Source organism: Ruegeria sp. N10 (genome assembly GCF_056531545.1).
Genome location: NZ_JBQFLY010000014.1, coordinates 73864 through 92198 on the forward strand (window position 1 = coordinate 73864; position 18335 = coordinate 92198).

The 18335-nt window shown below is 55.8% G+C and carries 18 protein-coding genes; 3 read left to right on the forward strand and 15 right to left on the reverse strand.

What is annotated here, in order from left to right; all coding sequences use genetic code 11:
* Positions 1 to 31: 31 nt before the first annotated feature.
* From dapA to ACR0JI_RS17025, 7 genes are all read right to left on the reverse strand, one after another.
* Positions 32 to 922 (reverse strand): 4-hydroxy-tetrahydrodipicolinate synthase, encoded by an 891-nt coding sequence (dapA, locus tag ACR0JI_RS16995; protein WP_480495247.1) that lies wholly within the window; start codon positions 920 to 922, stop codon positions 32 to 34.
* Positions 922 to 2463, reverse strand: coding sequence for a choline-sulfatase (gene betC / locus ACR0JI_RS17000; protein WP_480495249.1), 1542 nt, complete (start codon positions 2461 to 2463; stop codon positions 922 to 924). The genes dapA and betC overlap by 1 nt, the downstream gene beginning before the upstream one ends.
* Positions 2460 to 3413, reverse strand: a complete 954-nt coding sequence (locus ACR0JI_RS17005) for an aminotransferase class IV (RefSeq protein WP_480495280.1) — start codon at positions 3411 to 3413, stop codon at positions 2460 to 2462. The genes betC and ACR0JI_RS17005 overlap by 4 nt, the downstream gene beginning before the upstream one ends.
* A gap of 8 nt (positions 3414 to 3421) precedes the next feature.
* A complete protein-coding gene (locus tag ACR0JI_RS17010) occupies positions 3422 to 4162 on the reverse strand; it encodes an amino acid ABC transporter ATP-binding protein (RefSeq protein WP_480477870.1) in 741 nt (246 codons plus the stop codon).
* Positions 4163 to 4174: 12 nt separating this feature from the next.
* Positions 4175 to 5248, reverse strand: a complete 1074-nt coding sequence (locus ACR0JI_RS17015) for an amino acid ABC transporter permease (protein ID WP_480477872.1) — start codon at positions 5246 to 5248, stop codon at positions 4175 to 4177.
* A gap of 3 nt (positions 5249 to 5251) precedes the next feature.
* Positions 5252 to 6418 carry an amino acid ABC transporter permease gene (locus ACR0JI_RS17020; RefSeq protein WP_480477874.1) on the reverse strand — a complete coding sequence of 389 codons (1167 nt, stop codon included), beginning with the start codon at positions 6416 to 6418 and terminating at the stop codon, positions 5252 to 5254.
* Positions 6419 to 6493: 75 nt separating this feature from the next.
* A complete protein-coding gene (locus ACR0JI_RS17025) occupies positions 6494 to 7537 on the reverse strand; it encodes a transporter substrate-binding domain-containing protein (RefSeq protein WP_480477876.1) in 1044 nt (347 codons plus the stop codon).
* A gap of 124 nt (positions 7538 to 7661) precedes the next feature.
* Between ACR0JI_RS17025 and ACR0JI_RS17030 the strand changes: the two genes are divergently transcribed.
* Positions 7662 to 8405 (forward strand): GntR family transcriptional regulator, encoded by a 744-nt coding sequence (locus ACR0JI_RS17030; RefSeq protein ID WP_480477878.1) that lies wholly within the window; start codon positions 7662 to 7664, stop codon positions 8403 to 8405.
* A gap of 421 nt (positions 8406 to 8826) precedes the next feature.
* On the opposite strand, the gene ACR0JI_RS17035 is transcribed toward ACR0JI_RS17030, so the two are convergent.
* From ACR0JI_RS17035 to ACR0JI_RS17060, 6 genes are all read right to left on the reverse strand, one after another.
* Entirely contained in the window at positions 8827 to 9504 is a 678-nt protein-coding gene (locus ACR0JI_RS17035; protein ID WP_480495251.1) for an aspartate/glutamate racemase family protein, read from the reverse strand.
* Positions 9505 to 9511: 7 nt separating this feature from the next.
* Positions 9512 to 10234 (reverse strand): ABC transporter ATP-binding protein, encoded by a 723-nt coding sequence (locus tag ACR0JI_RS17040; protein WP_480477882.1) that lies wholly within the window; start codon positions 10232 to 10234, stop codon positions 9512 to 9514.
* A gap of 3 nt (positions 10235 to 10237) precedes the next feature.
* A complete protein-coding gene (locus tag ACR0JI_RS17045; RefSeq protein WP_480495253.1) occupies positions 10238 to 11020 on the reverse strand; it encodes an ABC transporter ATP-binding protein in 783 nt (260 codons plus the stop codon).
* Positions 11017 to 11988, reverse strand: coding sequence for a branched-chain amino acid ABC transporter permease (locus ACR0JI_RS17050; RefSeq protein WP_480478205.1), 972 nt, complete (start codon positions 11986 to 11988; stop codon positions 11017 to 11019). The genes ACR0JI_RS17045 and ACR0JI_RS17050 overlap by 4 nt, the downstream gene beginning before the upstream one ends.
* A gap of 19 nt (positions 11989 to 12007) precedes the next feature.
* Positions 12008 to 12877 (reverse strand): branched-chain amino acid ABC transporter permease, encoded by an 870-nt coding sequence (locus ACR0JI_RS17055; RefSeq protein ID WP_480477886.1) that lies wholly within the window; start codon positions 12875 to 12877, stop codon positions 12008 to 12010.
* 97 nt (positions 12878 to 12974) lie between these two features.
* Positions 12975 to 14162 (reverse strand): ABC transporter substrate-binding protein, encoded by a 1188-nt coding sequence (locus tag ACR0JI_RS17060; RefSeq protein ID WP_480495255.1) that lies wholly within the window; start codon positions 14160 to 14162, stop codon positions 12975 to 12977.
* A 229-nt stretch (positions 14163 to 14391) separates the two neighbouring features.
* Between ACR0JI_RS17060 and ACR0JI_RS17065 the strand changes: the two genes are divergently transcribed.
* Positions 14392 to 15102: a GntR family transcriptional regulator gene (locus ACR0JI_RS17065; protein ID WP_480477890.1), complete on the forward strand. Its 711-nt coding sequence runs from the start codon at positions 14392 to 14394 to the stop codon at positions 15100 to 15102.
* A 243-nt stretch (positions 15103 to 15345) separates the two neighbouring features.
* Here ACR0JI_RS17065 and ACR0JI_RS17070 read toward each other — a convergent pair whose 3' ends face one another.
* Positions 15346 to 16071: an SDR family NAD(P)-dependent oxidoreductase gene (locus ACR0JI_RS17070; protein WP_480477892.1), complete on the reverse strand. Its 726-nt coding sequence runs from the start codon at positions 16069 to 16071 to the stop codon at positions 15346 to 15348.
* Positions 16068 to 16838 carry a DUF1365 domain-containing protein gene (locus ACR0JI_RS17075; protein WP_480495257.1) on the reverse strand — a complete coding sequence of 257 codons (771 nt, stop codon included), beginning with the start codon at positions 16836 to 16838 and terminating at the stop codon, positions 16068 to 16070. Before ACR0JI_RS17075 ends, ACR0JI_RS17070 begins: the two co-directional genes overlap by 4 nt.
* 127 nt (positions 16839 to 16965) lie before the next feature.
* Here ACR0JI_RS17075 and ACR0JI_RS17080 point away from each other — a divergent pair, with 127 nt between their 5' ends.
* Positions 16966 to 18309: an NAD(P)/FAD-dependent oxidoreductase gene (locus ACR0JI_RS17080; protein WP_480477896.1), complete on the forward strand. Its 1344-nt coding sequence runs from the start codon at positions 16966 to 16968 to the stop codon at positions 18307 to 18309.
* Positions 18310 to 18335 lie beyond the last annotated feature (26 nt).

The window sequence follows — 18335 nt, forward strand, 5'->3', positions numbered from 1 at the left end:
CGGCATGTAGCCAAGCGTACCCTGGGTGGGACTACCAGTTCAGGATTGGCTCCATCGCCGCGCGCATGTCTGCCTTTTCTTCATCCGTCAGCGGCCCCCACGGTGCGCGACATTCGCCCAACGACAGGCCCTGAAGTTCGCAGCCGTATTTAATTTTTTGAACGAACTTGCCGGATTCCAGGATATTCATGGCGCGATAGAGTTTCTTCATCATCTCGCGCGCCTTGTCCAAATCTCCTGCCCGATAGGCACGGTCCAGATCGCAGCAGGCCCGGGCCATGCAGTTCGACGGTCCGCAGATCCAGCTGTCCGCGCCCCAGAACATGAAGTCTAGCGCAATGTCGTCCGAACCTGAGATCAGCTGAATTTTGCCCTCATACCGGCTGGCAATGTCGACGGCGCGTTGCAGCACGCCCGAACTTTCCTTGATGCCGATCACGCGTGGATTGTCGGCGAAATGATCCATGAGCTCGAAGCTGATATCAGCGCCATCCTTTGCCGGATAGCTGTAGAGAACTAGATTGACATCCACCTCCTCCAGTACGGTTTCATAATGCCGGATCAGTTCGTCCTGCGTCGGGCGTGTATAGAATGGCGGCGCAAGCAGCACGATGTCATAGCCGATTTCCTTGGCCATCGCCGTTTGCGCGATCACCTCACGCGTTGCAGGGGCATTTGTTCCTGCGATCAGGATCTCGCCGTCGTTGGCAAAGTCTTTGACGAATTGCAGGACGGCTCGGCGTTCTTCATTACTCTGCGAGAAATACTCACCAGTTGAACCATTTGGGACCCAACCTGCGACGCCAGCCTCGCGGAGATGCGATAACAGCTTTTCGAACGCGTCGAAATCGATCTTGTTATCGTCGCCAAACGGCGTCACCAGGGCTGGCATGATGCCAGAGAGTTTCACGTTGTAGCTCATTAGTCAGAGTCCTGTGATTTGTTGTAGTAGAGGTATCCACGCCGCTCGACGGTTGGAAACGCGTCGCCCCGACGGACATAGTTGGTGTTCTGGGTCAGGGGACGCGGTGTAAAATCCCAAATTTCCTCACGCCCTGTTGACAGTGCAGTGTCGATCAGCTTGCGGGCCACCTGGCTGGCCACGACGTCGTCCAGCAAAGTGTCCAGCGGCCAGGTCTCCTCGGCCAGTTGGGTTAGGCGTGCCTCGTCAGGATCGCCCTGCCCCGCGATGTTTGTCTGTTCCAGCGGGTCGTTGGACAGGTCATAGAATTGTGGCGGATAGGCGCGCGAGAGTATCAGTTTTTTCTCACCCTCGCGGATGCAGACACGCGGGGCTGACGTGCCGCCGTCGATATGTTCGGAAAAAACCGGACCGCACTGGGGCTCTCCGCGCAGCGCTGGCAACAGGCTGCGCCCGTCAAGCGGTGTCCGTATATCCTTGGCGGGCACGCCACTGATATCGAGGAGGGTTGGAAAGATATCCAACAGCGATACCGGGGCAGAAACGCGACCCGGAGCGTGTTCGGGATGGGCAATGATCAACGGTACCTGAATCGCGGGGTTGAACAGGGTTTTCTTAAACCACATCCCGCGCTCGCCGATCATGTCGCCGTGATCCGAGGCGAACATTACAACTGTGTTGTCGGCGTAGCCACTGTCCTCCAGCGCCTGCATCAGCCGACCGAACAGATCATCCACATATGAGATCATGCCGTAATACCCGCGCCGGGCATTGCGATAATCGGCATCGCTCAGTTCGCACTTGTCCTGACCATAGTGGTAGTAGAGCGATTGGCTGTGCGCGTCGCGCTGATCGACTGGGATATGTGGCACGCGTGGCGCGTCGATGTGTGCGTCATCGTACCTGTCCCAATAGTCTCGGGTAATCACATAAGGATCGTGCGGATGAGTCAGTGAAACCGTCATCATAAACGGGCGGTCATCGTCGCTGCGGGCTCGGGTGTAAAGCTCTCGCACCGCGTGGTGAACAACATCCTCGTCGTAGTCGATCTGCATCGAACGGGCGACCGGGCCTGCGTCGCGCACTGTGTCGATGGTCGAGACGCCAAAAGTATAGGCGCGTTCTTCATCCTTGTTGAAATCGCGGAAATCCGCATCCGGCGTCCAGGACATGTCGGCTGGGTAAATCTCGGTGGTCAACCGTTCCTCGAACCCGTGATACTGGTCCGGGCCCACGAAATGCATCTTGCCCGAGATGCAGGTATAGTAGCCGTTCAGCCGCAGATAGTGGGCGAAGGTCGGTGTGGACGCGGTGAATTCGGCCCCATTATCATAGGCCCCGATGCGCGACGGCAGCCGTCCGGCCATCATGCCGAAACGCGACGGTGCACATAAGGGATAGGGGCAATAGGCGTTCTCAAAAACCTTGCCACGCGCGGCAAGCGCGTCGATATTGGGCGTTTTGCAGACCGTTCCCCCATAGGCATTCAGCACGAACGAGGTCAATTGGTCGACCATGAACAGGATGATGTTTGGTTTCATGACGATCGTCCGCGCTGGGATTTCTGGGTTGCCACGTTATTGGCGACTAGATCTTTGTAGAGCTCTCGGATTTGCCGAGTGACCGGACCTGCGCCACCTTCATCGCCAATCGTCTTGCCATCGATTGAGGCTACAGGCGTCTGCGCCCCGAACGTGCCGGTCAGAAACGCCTCATCCGCACCATAGGCCTCGTATAGCGAAAAATTCTTTTCAAAGACCGGAATGTCATTCTGGCGGCACAGCGAGATGACCTTGGCGCGGGTTACACCGTTCATGCAGTAGTCCCCGGTCGATGTCCAAACTTCGCCTCGCCGGACGATAAAGAAATTGCAGGCGTTGGTGGTGTTTACAAACCCATGCGGGTCCAGCATCAGACCCTCATCCGCGCCGGCCTGCTCCGCCTGAAGACAGGCGATCACGCAGTTGAGCTTGGAATGGCTATTGAACTTCGGGTCCTGGCTGGTCGGCAGCCCTCGGACCTGCGGCACGGTGGCCAGCCGGATACCCTGCGATTGCAGACCCTCAGCGGGTTTGGAGTGTTCAATAATCGCAACAATCGTTGGGCCGAACCTGCTGAGGCCCGGATGCTGAAACGGTTTCGCCTTGCGACCGCGTGTGATCATCAGACGGCAATGGGCGTCGGAGATCATGCCATTGGCCGCTGCCGTCTGATCCAGAATGCCCCGTATGTCCTCGGGGCCCATGCCGATATCGATCGAGACCGATTTGAGTGAATTGAAGAGGCGATCCATATGTTCGTCGAAAAAGGCCCATTCGCCATCATACAATCGCAAACCTTCCCACATGCCATCGCCCAACATGAAGCCGCTGTCATAAACTGAGACACTGGCCTCTTCCTTGCGCACAAGCTCGCCGTTTACGTAGATCAGAAGCGCGTCATTGCGTGCGTCCACTTCGGCGTCATGGGTGGATATGTCGTGAGAATCCATCGCCATGATCAGTGACCGAGGACCTGACCAAGAAAGGTTTTGGTGCGTTCGCTTTTTGGGTTCTCGAAAAACTCGCCGGGCGGGGCCTGTTCGATGATTTCGCCCTCCGCCATGAAGATCACCCGATCCGCCACCTGACGTGCGAATCCCATCTCATGCGTCACGCAGACCATGGTCATGCCCTCCTCGGCCAGTCCGACCATCACATCCAGCACCTCGGAAATCATCTCGGGATCCAGCGCCGAAGTCGGCTCGTCGAACAGCATGATCTCTGGCGCCATGCACAGGGCGCGGGCGATGGCCACGCGCTGCTGCTGGCCACCCGAAAGCTCGCCGGGATATTTGTGCGCCTGTTCTGGGATCTTGACCCGCTCCAGATAAGACATGGCAATTTGCTCGGCCTCTTCGCGGGACTTTTTGCGCACAAGCGTCGGAGCCAGCGTGCAGTTTTCAAGAATGGTCATGTGCGGGAACAGATTGAAGTTCTGAAATACCATTCCCGCCTCGCGCCGGATTTCGTCGATGTTGTCGACATTGTCATCCAACGGAATGCCGTTAACTTCTATGGTTCCAGCCTGATATTCTTCAAGCCGGTTGATGCAGCGGATCAGGGTGGATTTTCCCGACCCCGACGGGCCGCAAATGACCACTTTCTCACCCCGACCAACGTCAAGATCGATGTCCTTCAGCGCGTGAAAGCCGCCATAGAACTTGTTCATGGCACGGATCGAGATGGCTTGCTCAGACATGTGATTTCCTCCTCAACGGCTGCCAACGCTCATGCGGCGTTCCAGATAGGCGCCATAGCGGGACAGTGAGAACACGAAGACAAAGAAGATGAGGCCGACAAACACGTACATTTCGATCGTCGCAAAGCTCCAGTCGGCGGTACCAGCGGCGGCACGGCCCGAGGCCAAGATATCGAAGAAGCCGATAATGGTGACCAGCGAGGTTTCTTTGAACGTGATGACGAACTGGTTGATCGTCGGCGGCAATGCGTTGCGAAAGGCCTGCGGCAGCACGATGTACCCGATCCGGTGCCAGTAGCCCATGCCAAGCGCCTTGGCGGCCTCTTCCTGACCAGCCGGAATAGCCTGCATGCCGCCACGTATGATCTCGGCCTGATAGCAAGCAAAGAAAATCGCGTAGCCAATGATCACGCGGTACAGCTTGTCACCGATCGCCCAGCCCGGCAGCACGAATGGCAAGACGATGGCGAAGGTGAACATGATCGACAGCAGCGGCAAGGACCGGATGACGTCGATCACCAGCGCCATGGTTTTGGCGATCCAAGGCAGTTCAGACCTACGCAGCAGGGCAAAAACAATCGACAACGGCATGCCCATCAAGCAGACGGCGGAAAATATGAACACCGTCAGGGATAGCCCGCCCCAGTCACGCTCGACCACGGGTGTCAGGCCAAAGACACCACCGCGCATCAAAATGTAAAAGGCTCCGAACCCGGCGACCCACAAAATCGGCAGGCGCATTGCATTCCAGAACACCGGAACACAGGACAGGATCGCGACTACCAGCATGACGATACAGGCAAGCGCCGAGCGCCACTGTTCCTCGAACGGGTAGAGGCCGAACAGCACGATCCGCCAGCGCGTCGCAACAAAGGACCAGCAGGCCCCATGCTCGTGCGCGCGGCACTCCTCGTTCTTGCCATAGCCCCAGATCGCCTCGAGAACCGCCCAGTTGAAAAGGTTCCACAAAACCCAGGCCGTGAATGCTGCAAGAAGAACGGTGATCGCGCTATTCAGTGGGGTCGCAAAATAGTGTTTCTTGATCTTGCCGAACGCAGGCGTGTTTGGAATTGAAAGATCGGTCATCATTCAGATCCTCAGCTGCGTGCCCTTGAGCTTGATCGCATCATTCACGCGATTCAGAACCCAGGCCATCGAATAGTTGATGATCAGAAAACCACCCATCAGTATCGCGATCAGTTCCAGCGTCTGCCCCGACTGATTGATCGCAGTGCTTATCACCATGAAGAAGTCGGTGAAGCTGATAGCGATACCAATCGTAGTCGCCTTGAACAGCCAGACATACTGGTTGATCAGCGTTGGCATCACGATGCGGATGGCCAACGGAAGGCGAATGCGACTGAAGATGTACCACGAGGACAGACCTAGGGCGCGTCCAGCCTCGGACTGACCTTTCGGAATGGCATTGAAGCCGGCCCGAACGATTTCAGCAATGTAGGCTGCGCCGTAAATCGCGATGGCAATGAGACAGGCCATCAGTTCCGGTGAAACGCGGATTCCACCGCGGAAATTCAAACCGGCTGCTTCGGGAACACTTACCAAGGGCGTCTCGGGAATGCGCCCTAGCCACATCGCTGTAATGGCCGCAACCAGAGCCGCAGACCACAACAGTTTTCTCTCCTTGCTGGCTTTTCGCAAATGCAAATCCGGCCAGCGCTTGGCCCCCAGCCACAGCGCTGCCGCAAACGCGGCGACGATGACCAGAACGGAGACAAAAACAGAAGCACCGGTTACATTGAGCCCCGGAATATAGATGCCGCGCCCTGTCAGGGCGATACCGCCCAGCATCGGTTCTGCATTTCGGGGGCTGGGCAGAGACAAAAGCAGCGTGTACCAGAACAACAGCTGCAGGATTAGGGGCGCATTACGGAACAGCTCGACAAATGTGGTGCCGACCAGCTCGGCCATTCCGTTGCCCGATGTCCGCATGACCCCTACCGCGACACCCATGATCGTGGCGATCGGCAGGGCAATAGCGCCAAGGAACAGGGAATTGAGGATTCCGACCAGAATTGCCCGCGCATAGGTCGAGTTCGTGCTGTAGTCGATCAGAGAAAAGCTGATACGCCAGCCTGTGGCCCGTTCAAGAAACCCGAACCCCGAAGTCATTCCCTGCGCCTCGAGATTGGCGCGGCCAACCAGCACCATGACAATCAGCATTGACGCAATTCCGCCTACAAATGCGAATTGCAGTCCGGTATCCCGGAACTTTCTGCTTTTGATGAGTGATTGCATCGGCTTATCCCCCAAGCGGCAACCTGACCTGAGCCGGGCGCAATCCAAAGGCTGCGCCCGGTAGGCATCGACGTATTAGTCGATGATCATCGGATAGAAGACACCGCCCGCGTTATAGAGATTGTTGATCCCACGCGGCAGGTTATAGGGAGAGCCAGATCCGATGTTGCGGTCGTAGATTTCGGCAAAGTTGCCGACCTCTTTGATCATGTTGTACGCCCAGTCATCCGACAGACCCAGGCGCGCACCATATCCCGGGTTTACTCCCAGAAATGTACCAACCGTCGCTGAAGGCGGGTTGGCGCGCATGTCGTCGATGTTCTCCGACGTGATTCCTTCCATTTCGGCGAACCACAGCGAGGACAGCATCCAGTTCTGGACGTCCAGCCAATCCGGGTCGCCTTCCGGGACAATGATGCCTTCCGCCTCCAGTGCGATCACATCCGGCAGGATGACATGAGCATCCGCGCCGTCCGGCGCATCGACACGCCCTGCGGCAAGGCTGGGCGCCCATTCGATAATACTGTCGCAGCGGCCCTCATAATAGGAATTGCGTAGTTCGTCGCCATTCTCGAAAGTCAGCAATTCGGCGTCGATCTGATGCGTGTCGAGATAAGTTGCAGTGGCGCGCTCGGTCGAAGTACCGGCAGCAACACAAATGGACCCTCCGGCCAGATCCGCTATCGTCTTGGCGCCGAGATCCGTGCGCGTCATTGCCTGAAACGCACCAATGAAATACGGGCGGCTATAGGCCAGGTTGAGCTCCGTGTCCCGGCTTTGGGTCCAACCGGACACCTTGATGACAACGTCAATGTCACCGGATTGCAGAGACGGCCAACGCTGGGCCCAGCTTATCGGAACAATCTCAAGGTTACCTTCGGACGTTCCAAACAGACCTGCCGCAAGTGCCTTGCACAAATCGATGTCCACACCGCGCCAGTTCCCCTGATCGTCAACCTCGGCAAATCCAAGAAACGAACCGTTGTGGCCGCTACACAGAAGCGAACCGCGTTCGAGGACTGTGTTCAGACGGCTGTCTTCAGCGACCTGCGCATGCGCCATCTGAGACGCAGCAACAACCGCCACCGCTGATGATGCAATAGCCTTGGCAAATTTCATTTTCACCTCCCTGTGTCGACATTTTGTCTGCATGATTTCTGTCGACACGATGGCGACATGTCAATAAAAACTTAGTCGAAGCCGAACTACTTGACCCAGGCACTTCATTAGGGACTAAGAAAAAATGGTTGATTCACAGCAACTTCCTCAACGGCACGCAAAGGGTCGTGGATCGAAGTTTGTCTATGGCGAACTCAAGAGGGAGATTCTGACACTCGAGCTAAAGCCGGGATCGCCACTGGATGAAACCAGCTTGTCGGAACGATTCGCCATGTCGCGCTCACCCGTGCGCGAAGCGCTGGTTCGGTTGTCCGCCGAAGGTTTGGTAGTGATGCTGTCGAACCGCTCAACCCTGGTTGCACCAATCGACTTTGAAGGCTTTCCCCGCTATGTCGAAGCCCTGGATTTTCTACAGCGGATCAACACGCGTCTGGCGGCGCAAAACCGGACCGAGGACGAAATCCAGAATATGACGAAAAAGGCCCAGGCCTTTGATCGCGCCTGCGCCGAAAACAACTATCTAGAGATGTCGGCGACGAACTACGACTTTCACATGGTGATCGCCGCAGCAGGTAGAAACCCCTACCTCGGACGTGCCTATGGTCAGCTTCTTTCGGAAGGACGTCGCATATTGCACATGCATTTTGATTATCTGGCGGAATCGGCGACCGAACATCTTCTGAGCCCGGATCACTACGACATGATTGACGCAATTCGCGACAGGGATGTGCCGGAGGCCGATAGACTGGCCCACGCCCACACGAGGCATTTCCACGACCGGTTTGTTATGTTCATGAGCGCCAATTATAGCGAAGACTTTGACTTTGATCTTTCCACGCGCAAAGGATCGATGGGTTCCGGCCCCTAAATTGGGCACTGTCGCAAAGTATTGAGCAAGCCGAACTTTTTCAGCGATCTTACAAGGATTGGTTTGGTGCTTAGTCACGGCATCTTGTGGAGCGGATTCTGCAAATGTGGGCGAAGCTGATCGGGGGTGTTGTCCAAAGGCAAGAGTGGTTGCCATTGGAAGACAACGACAATCGCATACTCCCTCAAGATAAAAATTGGTTGAAGGCATCTTGTCGCCTACCGTCTGCCGCTTACTCTAAATCGCGACCGCCTTTGGTTTAAATTCAAGCTCCGAGCACAGTATTGTGCTGAAAGCCTGCGACCACCGTATTTCTGCTTCGACGGCATGCATGACAAGTCGCTCCAGCGACGACGTGGTCCCAAAGCCCCTATCCGATTCCAAAGAATTTATCACACCATCAAACTCTGGGAACAAGCACCTAGGAATAGGAACAAAGTTTCGAAGTCGTGAGCTTGGCTTTGACCAAAGCTTCGGCAAAGGTAACGGCACAGGCAACGCCATCGACAACGGGTAGTTTGAATTCTTCCGATAGGTGCGCCATGAGGTCGGTCATTCCCGCACAGCCCAAAACAATTGCTTCCGCTCTATCCTCCTCAATTGCGGCGCGAATTTCGACCCTTATTTTGTCGATGGTCGCCGGATCGTTTTCCTCAAGCTTCAGAACCGGTACATCCGATGCCCGAACCCGAACACATCTGCGATCCAAACCGTAGCGCAGCAAATTTGCTTCCAATCCTGCGAGAGACCGGGACAAGGTTGTAATTACACTGAATTTTGGGCTTATCATGGAGGCCGCGTGGTAGGCCGCTTCCCCGACGCCGATGACCGGCGCCGAAGTTATACAGCGCACAGCGTCGACTCCGGTGTCGTCGAAACACGCCACAACAATGGCGTCCACGTCCGGGTGTGCCTTCACCACATCCAGCAGACCCGGAACGCAGGTCGAAACATCCAGATACCCCTGAATACTGGCCGGGCCATCTTGCGAGTTCACTGCTATGATCTCGGTCTCGGGATGTGCACAAGCGTGCGCCGCTTTCGCAATCTTACGGGTCATGGAACATGTAGTGTTGGGATTGACGACCAGCAGTTTCACAACATACTCACACTTCCCCGCCTAGATAGGCGGCTTTGATACGTGGATCGGTCAAAAGCTCTTTGGAATTGCCGGAGATCACCACATTTCCTGTGGTTAGTGCATAGGCGCGGTGCGATATCGACAGCGCCATGCGCGAGTTCTGTTCCACCAGCAGTACAGACACACCTTCGTCCCGGTTGATAGCCACAATAGACCGCGCAATGTCCTGCACCAGTTTGGGCGCAATTCCCAACGACGGCTCATCCAGCAACAGCAGGCGTGGCTTAGCCATCAGAGCGCGCCCGATCACCATCATCTGCTGCTCGCCACCCGACAAGGTTCCTGCCGACTGGCTGTAGCGCTCTTTCAGACGCGGAAACCGTTCCAGAACCGAATCCAGAGTGCGTTGAACATCCGCTTTGTCTGAGCGGGTAAACGCCCCCATCAGAAGATTGTCTTTTACCGACATGTACGGGAAGACGCGCCGCCCTTCTGGAACCATTGCGATGCCTTTCGAGACAATCTCGGCCGGGTTGGTTCCAGCGATATCTTCACCTTCAAACGCCACCGATCCGGATTTGATTTTCGCCAGCCCGGTAATCGCCCGCAGGATCGAGCTTTTGCCTGCCCCATTGGCGCCGATCAGAGCAACTGTTTCGCCTTGCTCAAGATCAATTGATACCCCTTTAAGGGCATAGACGTGATCGTAGTAGAGCTCGACGTCCTTGAAATCTAACATCTTGGTCATGGCTCAGATCCCAATCTCGTCGTCGGCGCTGCCCAGATAGGCTTCGATAACTTTTTCGTTGTTCTGGATTTCTACCGGTGTGCCCTCGGCGATCATCTCACCGAAGTTCAGCACGACGATCCGGTCCGAGATATTCATCACCGCAGGCATGTCATGTTCTACCAGTAGAACGGTCACCCCCCGGTCATCCCGCACCTTGCGCACCAGATTGACCATTTTCATGGTCTCGTCATGGTTCATCCCGGCGAAGGGTTCATCCAGCAGCAACACCTTGGGATCTGTTGCCAGACCAATCGCGATCCCCAACGCCCGCAGGTTTCCCTGTGGCAGGTTTGAGGCCTGTTCGTTGGCGATCTCGGTCATGCCGAGGAATTCGATCAGATCGTCGGCATATTGCCCGAAACTGTCGACATCCTCATGCGCCGTTTTTGTGCCCCAGAAATACCCGGCCAGCGAGGCACGGGCCCGTAAGTGCTGCGCGACGATGATGCTTTCGCGCACTGTCATGGATTTGAAGATCGTCGTTTCTTGAAACGTACGGACAACGCCTTTACGCGCCACTGCGTGCGGTTTCAGGTTTGAAATCCTCTCACCCTTGAACAGCACCTCTCCGGTCGTGGTTGGCAGGAAGGACGAAATCATCTTGAACAGAGTGCTTTTGCCCGCACCGTTCGGTCCGATCACCGACAGGATCTCGTTCTCATTGACATTGAACGAGATGTTGCTGTTCGCGGTCAGACCACCGAATTTCTTGGTGACATGGCGGACTTCCAGAAGATGGCTCATTTGTCCTCTCCTTTCTTGCCGGGCAGACGCAGGCTGAGCAGCCCGTTGGGCAAGAACAGCATCAGGATGATCAGCAAGCTGGAATAGGCCAGCAGTTGGAAGCGACCCAATTCGAACAACAGGTCCCAGCCAAAATACAGAACCAGCGTGCCCAGCATCGGGCCAAACACATATCCCAGACCACCGAGGAAGCAGTTCAGCATGAAGTTTACACTGTCGGCGACCTGAAAGCTGGACGGATAAACCGATTGTGCAATCGATCCGAACATCGCGCCGCCAATGCCGCCCAGAAAGGACGAGATGGCAAAGACGATGACCCGGATATACGAGATGTTCACACCGATGGAGCTGGCCAGTTCCTCATTCTGCTGCATCGAGCGACAAAGATGGCCAAGGCGCGAATTCACCAGCCGGTACATGGCGGCAAAGGTCAGGACCATCAGAACACAGGCCGTGTAGTAGAAGGCCAGCCTTGGGTTCTCCAGCGTTCCGAAATCGGGTATCAGAGGGATACCAAGGATCGACACCCCACCCGGAAGCGGGATCGAAGTGATGCCCTTGGCACCATTGGTGACGGGCAGGGCCAGCGCAGTCAAGGTGACGACCTGTGTCAGCACCAGCGAGATCATTGCAAAATACACACCCCGCAGCCGCAGGATCGGCAGACCGATCAGAACCGCCACACCAGCTGCAAAGAGGCCCGCAAGCGGTAGGGACAGCCAGAACGAAATGCCAGTCTTTGTCACCAGAATGGCCGAGACATAAGCTCCGATCAGGGCAAAGGCACCCTGCCCGATGTTAATGCGGCCGATATAGAAGGTCAGCCAGACACCGGCACTGGCGATCGACAGCAGTGCCACCGATGTCAGCGTGTAGTACAGGTCAGACCGACCGGACGCGGCGACAAAGCCGGGAACCGCGATGAAGATGGCCAGCAGGAAGACCGCCACACCGGCCCATTGAATCATTGATAGTTTTGGCACTGCGTTATCCCCACGGTTTGCCCATCAGGCCCTGCGGGCGGATGGCCAGGAAAATCATCAGTGAGACGAAGATCAACAGGTAAGTGATATCGCCATATTGAGACAGGACAGCCAGACCGATGGCTTCCATGAAACCAAGGATAATTCCGCCCGCGATTGCTCCGGAAATCACGCCTGCACCGCCGATCATCACCATCATGAATGCTTTGATCGAGGTTGGCCCGCCCATGCCTAGATTGACGCCTGTGATGGTCACCAGCAATCCTCCGACCAATCCGGCCAGCATCGCGCCCAAGGCAAACCCAATCATGGAGTACTGAGCAACATTGACGCCCATCAGTTGGGCAGCGGTTCTGTCCTGCGCCAGCGCACGCAGGGCGCGGCCAGTTTTGGAATATTGCATAAACAGGATGAAAGTGACGATCGACAGGATAGCCAGCACGCAGATCAAAATACGATCATATGGCATGATCAACTTGAAATCCCAGTTGAAGACTCCGTTGACGATCTTGGGCACACCGCGCTGTTTTTCTCCAAAGACCAACAGGATGACCGCATCAAACAGAAACGCCAGTCCCGCTGCCAACAGCATTGTGCTTTCTTCGCGCGACGATCGTCGTATGACTGGGGCGAACAGAAACCGTTCTATCAGCGCCCCAAGTACGGCCAGAGTGATACAGGACGCCAGCAGCGCAAGGATGAAAGGCCAGCCAAGTTGTCCGTAGAAGGTGTAGGTCACAAAGCCGCCGAGAACGTACATCTGTCCATGAGCAAAATTCAGTACGTTCATCAGGGCAAAGATCAGCGTCAAACCTAAGGCGATCATCGCATATTGCGCGCCCAGGTAGATGCCGTTTGCTAGTATCTGTTCCATGATAGTCCCGCGTTGGGTTCGGGTTTCCCGGGCCGATCATCAGCCCGGGAGTTTGAGTGGCTCGTTAGGCTTTCGCCTTGTCTTGGGGAGTTCCGCCTCAGTCTACTTCAGCGACAAAGAGTGTTTCAAACTCTCCGTCCTGGTAGACATTCACTACCAGCGGGACCGCAATCTGACGCTTTTGTCCGAAGGAGGTTGTTCCGACATAGCGCATCACGGCGTCACCCTTCATGAAGGGGTTCGGTGCTTCGAACGTGTCCATCGTGGTCTGAAACGCCTTGACGTCGTCAATACCCGCCGGGTTGGCGTTCAAAGTCGCCAGAATATACTCCAGCGCATAGACCTTGGTATTCGATTCATCGTTATATTCGCCGAACATATCGGTGTAACGCTTGACGAATTCCTTCATGTCGTCCGATGCGATTTCAGGTGTAGATGCACCGCCGACCGAGATGAACCCGTTGGCCAGATCGCCCGCACCTTCGCGCAGAACCGTCGCATCCTGCGCGGTCTCGGTCGAGATTATGCCCTGATACCCCAGTTCGCGCGCAGACCGGATCAACTGAGGTGCATTGGCCGGGGAGACGCCGGACAGAACCAGAAGATCAGGCTGCGTGCGCATTACAGGCGTCAGAACCGGGGTAAAATCAGTCGTGTCCACCTGATAGGTTACGTTGTCGGAAACAACTTCCAGACCCAGCGCATTTGCTGCCGCGATACCGCCGTCGCGCTGGCTTAGCGGGTCGGACTCGTTTGCCGCAACAAAGGCCACGGTCTTCACGCCTTTTTCGTCGCGCAGGTATTCGTAAATCGCCGGGCCGGACTGATAGTTCGCGACCATGCCCAGAACCGCGTTTGACGCGGGCGCTGTATAAAGCTCTTTCGGGAAGGCATATGGGAAATACATGATCCCTTGAGCCTCGGCCACAGGGCGCACGGCAGCAGCGCCGTCATCCACATTCGGACCAACCACATAGTGGATGCCTTCCTGTGCCATCTTCTCCATGCCCGCGATTGCGCGCTTGGGGTCTTTCTGGTCATCGAACGAGACGATTTCGATATCGTAAGTGGTATCACCGATCTTGTAGCCGCCGGATTCATTGATCCAGTCAGCGCGTGCTTCCATCGAGCGCTGGTTCGAGATGCCCCAGGCCGCTGCCGGACCTGAAGTCACACCAACAAAGCCAATCTTGAGAACCGGGTTTTCCGCCCAGGCGGTGGAGCCCAGAACGGATATGGCCAGCGCCAGGGCCGCCGATGATTTCATCAGATTTCTGCGTTTCATTTTTTCCTCCCTATTGAGGTTCGGGCGCCTCTTTCGGGCGCTTGCAAAGGTCATTGAGTCACAGGTCGAATCCCGGTGATGTTGCCAAACTCAACATTGTTAACAATCTATGTCAACATTTTTTAATGAATGGCAGTGTTGATATTGTGAACAAATACTCAATATATTGTCAGTCAGAAGCCGTGCGTCTAAGAAAAACGCACAAGAATTCCAGTCGAATTGAAACCAGATGACAGACGCACAACAAATACTCGACACCGTCCAATCTGATCCGGATGAGCAATTGATCGTTGATCGAATTTATTCCGCCGTAATGGAACAAAAGCTGGCTCCACGAACCAAATTGAGTGAACAAACCTTATGTGAGACCTTTGGCGTTGGTCGCATGCGCGTCCGCCGCGCATTGTTGTTGTTAAGTAGCCAAGGCATTGTTGAACTTCATTCCAACCGCGGTGCATTCATTGCTTGCCCAAGCCCCGAAGAAGCCCGAGACGTGTTTGAGGCCCGCTTGATGATCGAAACCGGTATCGTTCGGGATTTGACGCGAGAAATTAGCAACGCGGGGGTCAAAGCGTTGCGGCTTCATATCAAAAAAGAAGATGAGGCTAGGGCAAGGAACGACCAAACAGAAATTATCAGGCTCTCTGGTGAATTTCATGTCGAGTTAGCTAAATGCCACAACAACGCAGTTCTCACTCGCGTCGTCAGGGAACTGGTGACCCGGTCTTCTCTGATCGTGGCGCTGTTTGGAACCAACAAGGACTCATCTTGCCCCGATGATGAGCACGCGTCGATCATCAATGCGATCGCGAGTGGTGACCCGCAATCTGCGGTAGACAGCATCCAACACCACCTTCTTCACGTTAAAAACAGCCTGGATCTGGAAAAAACCCAAAAGGTTGAACCTGATCTGGCTAAGATACTCACCGGACGCATGTAATTGGTTCTGTCACAAACTCCGTCCGAACAGGATCGTTGAACTAAAAGGGCATTCTGGCCGGGCCTTTCTGAAAACGTGCCGCCGAAGGAATTCGAGCGATCCGTGCAACACGGTCGCTTCCCGTCACGCGACCAGCCCGGAACTAAGGACAATAACCTGTTCGTCGTGGCAGGGCACCGCCAACAATCTGGGGCTGCTGAAAACTCGGCAGCCCCATCGTTTCGGAACAAGTTGGAAACGGCGTTACTTCCCGCGATAAACCAGCCAGTCCGGCAGAATTGCGAGCGCGCGGATCACCCAGGAAAACGGCGCCGGGAAATCCGTGCGGAAACGGCGCCTTGTCATGGCCTTCAACACACGGGTCGCGGCATCTTCGGGCGTCATCAACATGGGCATACGGAATTTGTTTTTCAGGGTCAGGCGGGTCTTGATGAAACCGGGATTGATCAGACGCACAAATACTCCGCTGTCTCTAAGATCAAAACGCATGGTTTCGGCAAGGCTGATCAATGCAGCCTTGCTGGCGCCATACCCGATCGCGGCGGGAAGACCGCGATATCCCGCCAGTGATCCGATCAGGGTAATGTCGCCCCGATCCTGCGCAACCATCCTTGGCACCACTTCGCCCAGGACACGCATCGCCCCGGTGAAATTGACATCCACCATGGTCAACGCGGTTTCGCTGTCCCACTCTGTTGTGCCCATGGGCTCGTAGGCGCCGACATTATAAATCACACCGTCCACATCACCCACCGCCTGCGCCGCGCGACGCACGGAGTCGCCATCGGTCACGTCCAGCGCAAGCACGGTTGCACTGGTCAACTCGGCATTCAGGGCATTCAGTCGCTCGCGATTACGCGCCGACAAGATCAGGTGCGCACCTTCTGCGTCCAGTCGCTTCGCAAGGGCTCGCCCCAATCCTTCGCTAGCTCCGATGAGCCAATATGTCTTGTTTAGGAAATCGGTCATTTGCCGACGTCACCTAACGGCTGGCTTTCGCTTATAAGAGCCGCGGGCGCAGGGCGTTTCCGAAGAAACGGCGCGCGTTTCAGATACAGGATCGCCGCCTGCCAATGGATCAGCGCCAAAACCCGCACCGCACCCAAGGGTCGGCGGACGGCGGCCCAAAGGAGCGACCTGTTTGTTGCCGCACGCCGCTCTCCGGATAGCGTAGCCAGAACGCCCTGGTCTTCATTTTCAAAGGAAATGCGAATGTCGATCCGTGTGTCACTGAAGCCGAAATTGAACCGGTAGTGACCAGCAATTCTCTGAAACGGAGACACGTGCATGAGTTTCTCGGCAACCAGAGTGTCACTACGTGCGATCGGGCGAAATCCTTCGTGTGCGCAAAAATAGCAATGTCGCTGGCCGAAGGTGCTGTTAACCTCGGCAACAAAGGCCCTCGGGGTGCCATCAAGCAGCGCAATCCAAAAGCTGACCGGGTTGAAATGAAACCAAAGGAAGCTTGGCTGGGTCAGAAGCAAAAGTTGTGCGTCCTTGGTTCGAAACCCACGCTCTTGCAGAACCTGCTTGAACCACGCCAACCCGCGCCCGTCACCCCGTGTTCCGCCATGCTGACGATCCCACAGTGACCATAGATTGAACCGGTTTCGCGACAACAGCCAAGGCGCCTTAACACCAAGATCGGTCAACACAAAATCGACACCGTAGCTGAAGGTGTTCTTCAGCTTTCCGCGTCGGGCATGCAGGGTTTGGGCCTGAATATGTTCCAGCATCATGTGTCCTATACGCGGCTGCGCGGCTCATGGATCAGAACGCGTTAAAAACTATTCTCGTGCTTTTCTGATCCAATCTGACCGGCGCCGCGTAACAGCCTCATAACGTTGTAAAGATGAGGACGGCATGTTCGATCAGATTCACGGCCCAAGAAAGAAAATCGCAATTGTCGGCGGTGGTATATCGGGCCTCTCGTCCGCCTATTATCTGGCGCCCTACCATGACGTCACCCTGTTTGAAGCAGCCCCGCGTCTAGGCGGGCATGCCCGAACCGTGATGGCGGGCAAGAACGGCGACCAACCGGTCGACACCGGATTCATCGTGTTCAACTACGTAACCTATCCCTACCTGACGCGGCTGTTCCGTGATCTCGACGTTCCGGTGATCAAGAGCGTGATGAGTTTCGGCGCCAGCATCAATGATGGCTGGCTGGAATACGGTCTGAACAACGTGGGATCGATCACTGCGCAAAAACGCAACCTGCTGAGACCGCAGTTTTACAAGATGATTGCGGACATCATTCGCTTTGGAAAGCGTGCCGAGGCTGCCGCTACGGATGACAACAAGACCATTGGTGAACTGGTCGAGGAGCTGGGCCTCGGCGATTGGTTCCGCAACAACTACCTGATGCCGATGTGCGGAGCGATCTGGTCAACCCCGGTTGAAGATATAGACCAATTCCCGGCGAAATCGCTGGTACAATTCTTCCGCAACCACGCACTTTTAGCCGGCTCTGGCGAACATCAGTGGTGGACGGTGAAAGGTGGCAGCATCGAATATGTCCGCCGGTTGGAATCCGCGCTTCTGGCTCGCGGCTGTGTCATTCGCTCCGATGCACCGGTTCGGCATGTCCAGCGCGACACGCATGAAGTGCGCATCTTTGCTGACAAGGGCCTATCGGCTTCTTTTGACGAGATCATCATGGCTTGCCATTCGGACCAGGCCCTCCAGATCTTGGGGCAAGACGCGACACACGCCGAAGCCGCCGCTCTTGGTAACATCCGCTATCAACCCAATACGGCTGTTCTGCATTGTGATGAAAATCAGATGCCCCGGCGGCGCGCCTGCTGGTCGAGCTGGGCGTACCGGTCGCAGGATGGCGACATCGGCCTCACTTATTGGATGAACAGGCTGCAGAATATCCCTGAATCCGATCCCCTGTTCGTCACCCTGAACCCGTCGACCGAGATCCCTCAGGACAAAGTTTATGACGTAGCGAACTTCGCCCACCCGATGTTTGACAAGGCAGCGCTCAAGGCACAGCGCGACATTCGGGAAATGCAGGGACGCAACCGGACATGGTTTGCCGGAGCATGGAACCGGCACGGGTTTCACGAGGACGGTATCGCCAGTGCAATGCGCGTCGTGCGCGCCCTGAATGAACGTCACCTAATCACAGGAATGGAAAATGCGCTTAATCAACAAGGCTCTGAAATCGAATTTTCTATCGACCTGCGAGCGACTGCATGACGGGCAGCTGATCCTGCGCACCCCCG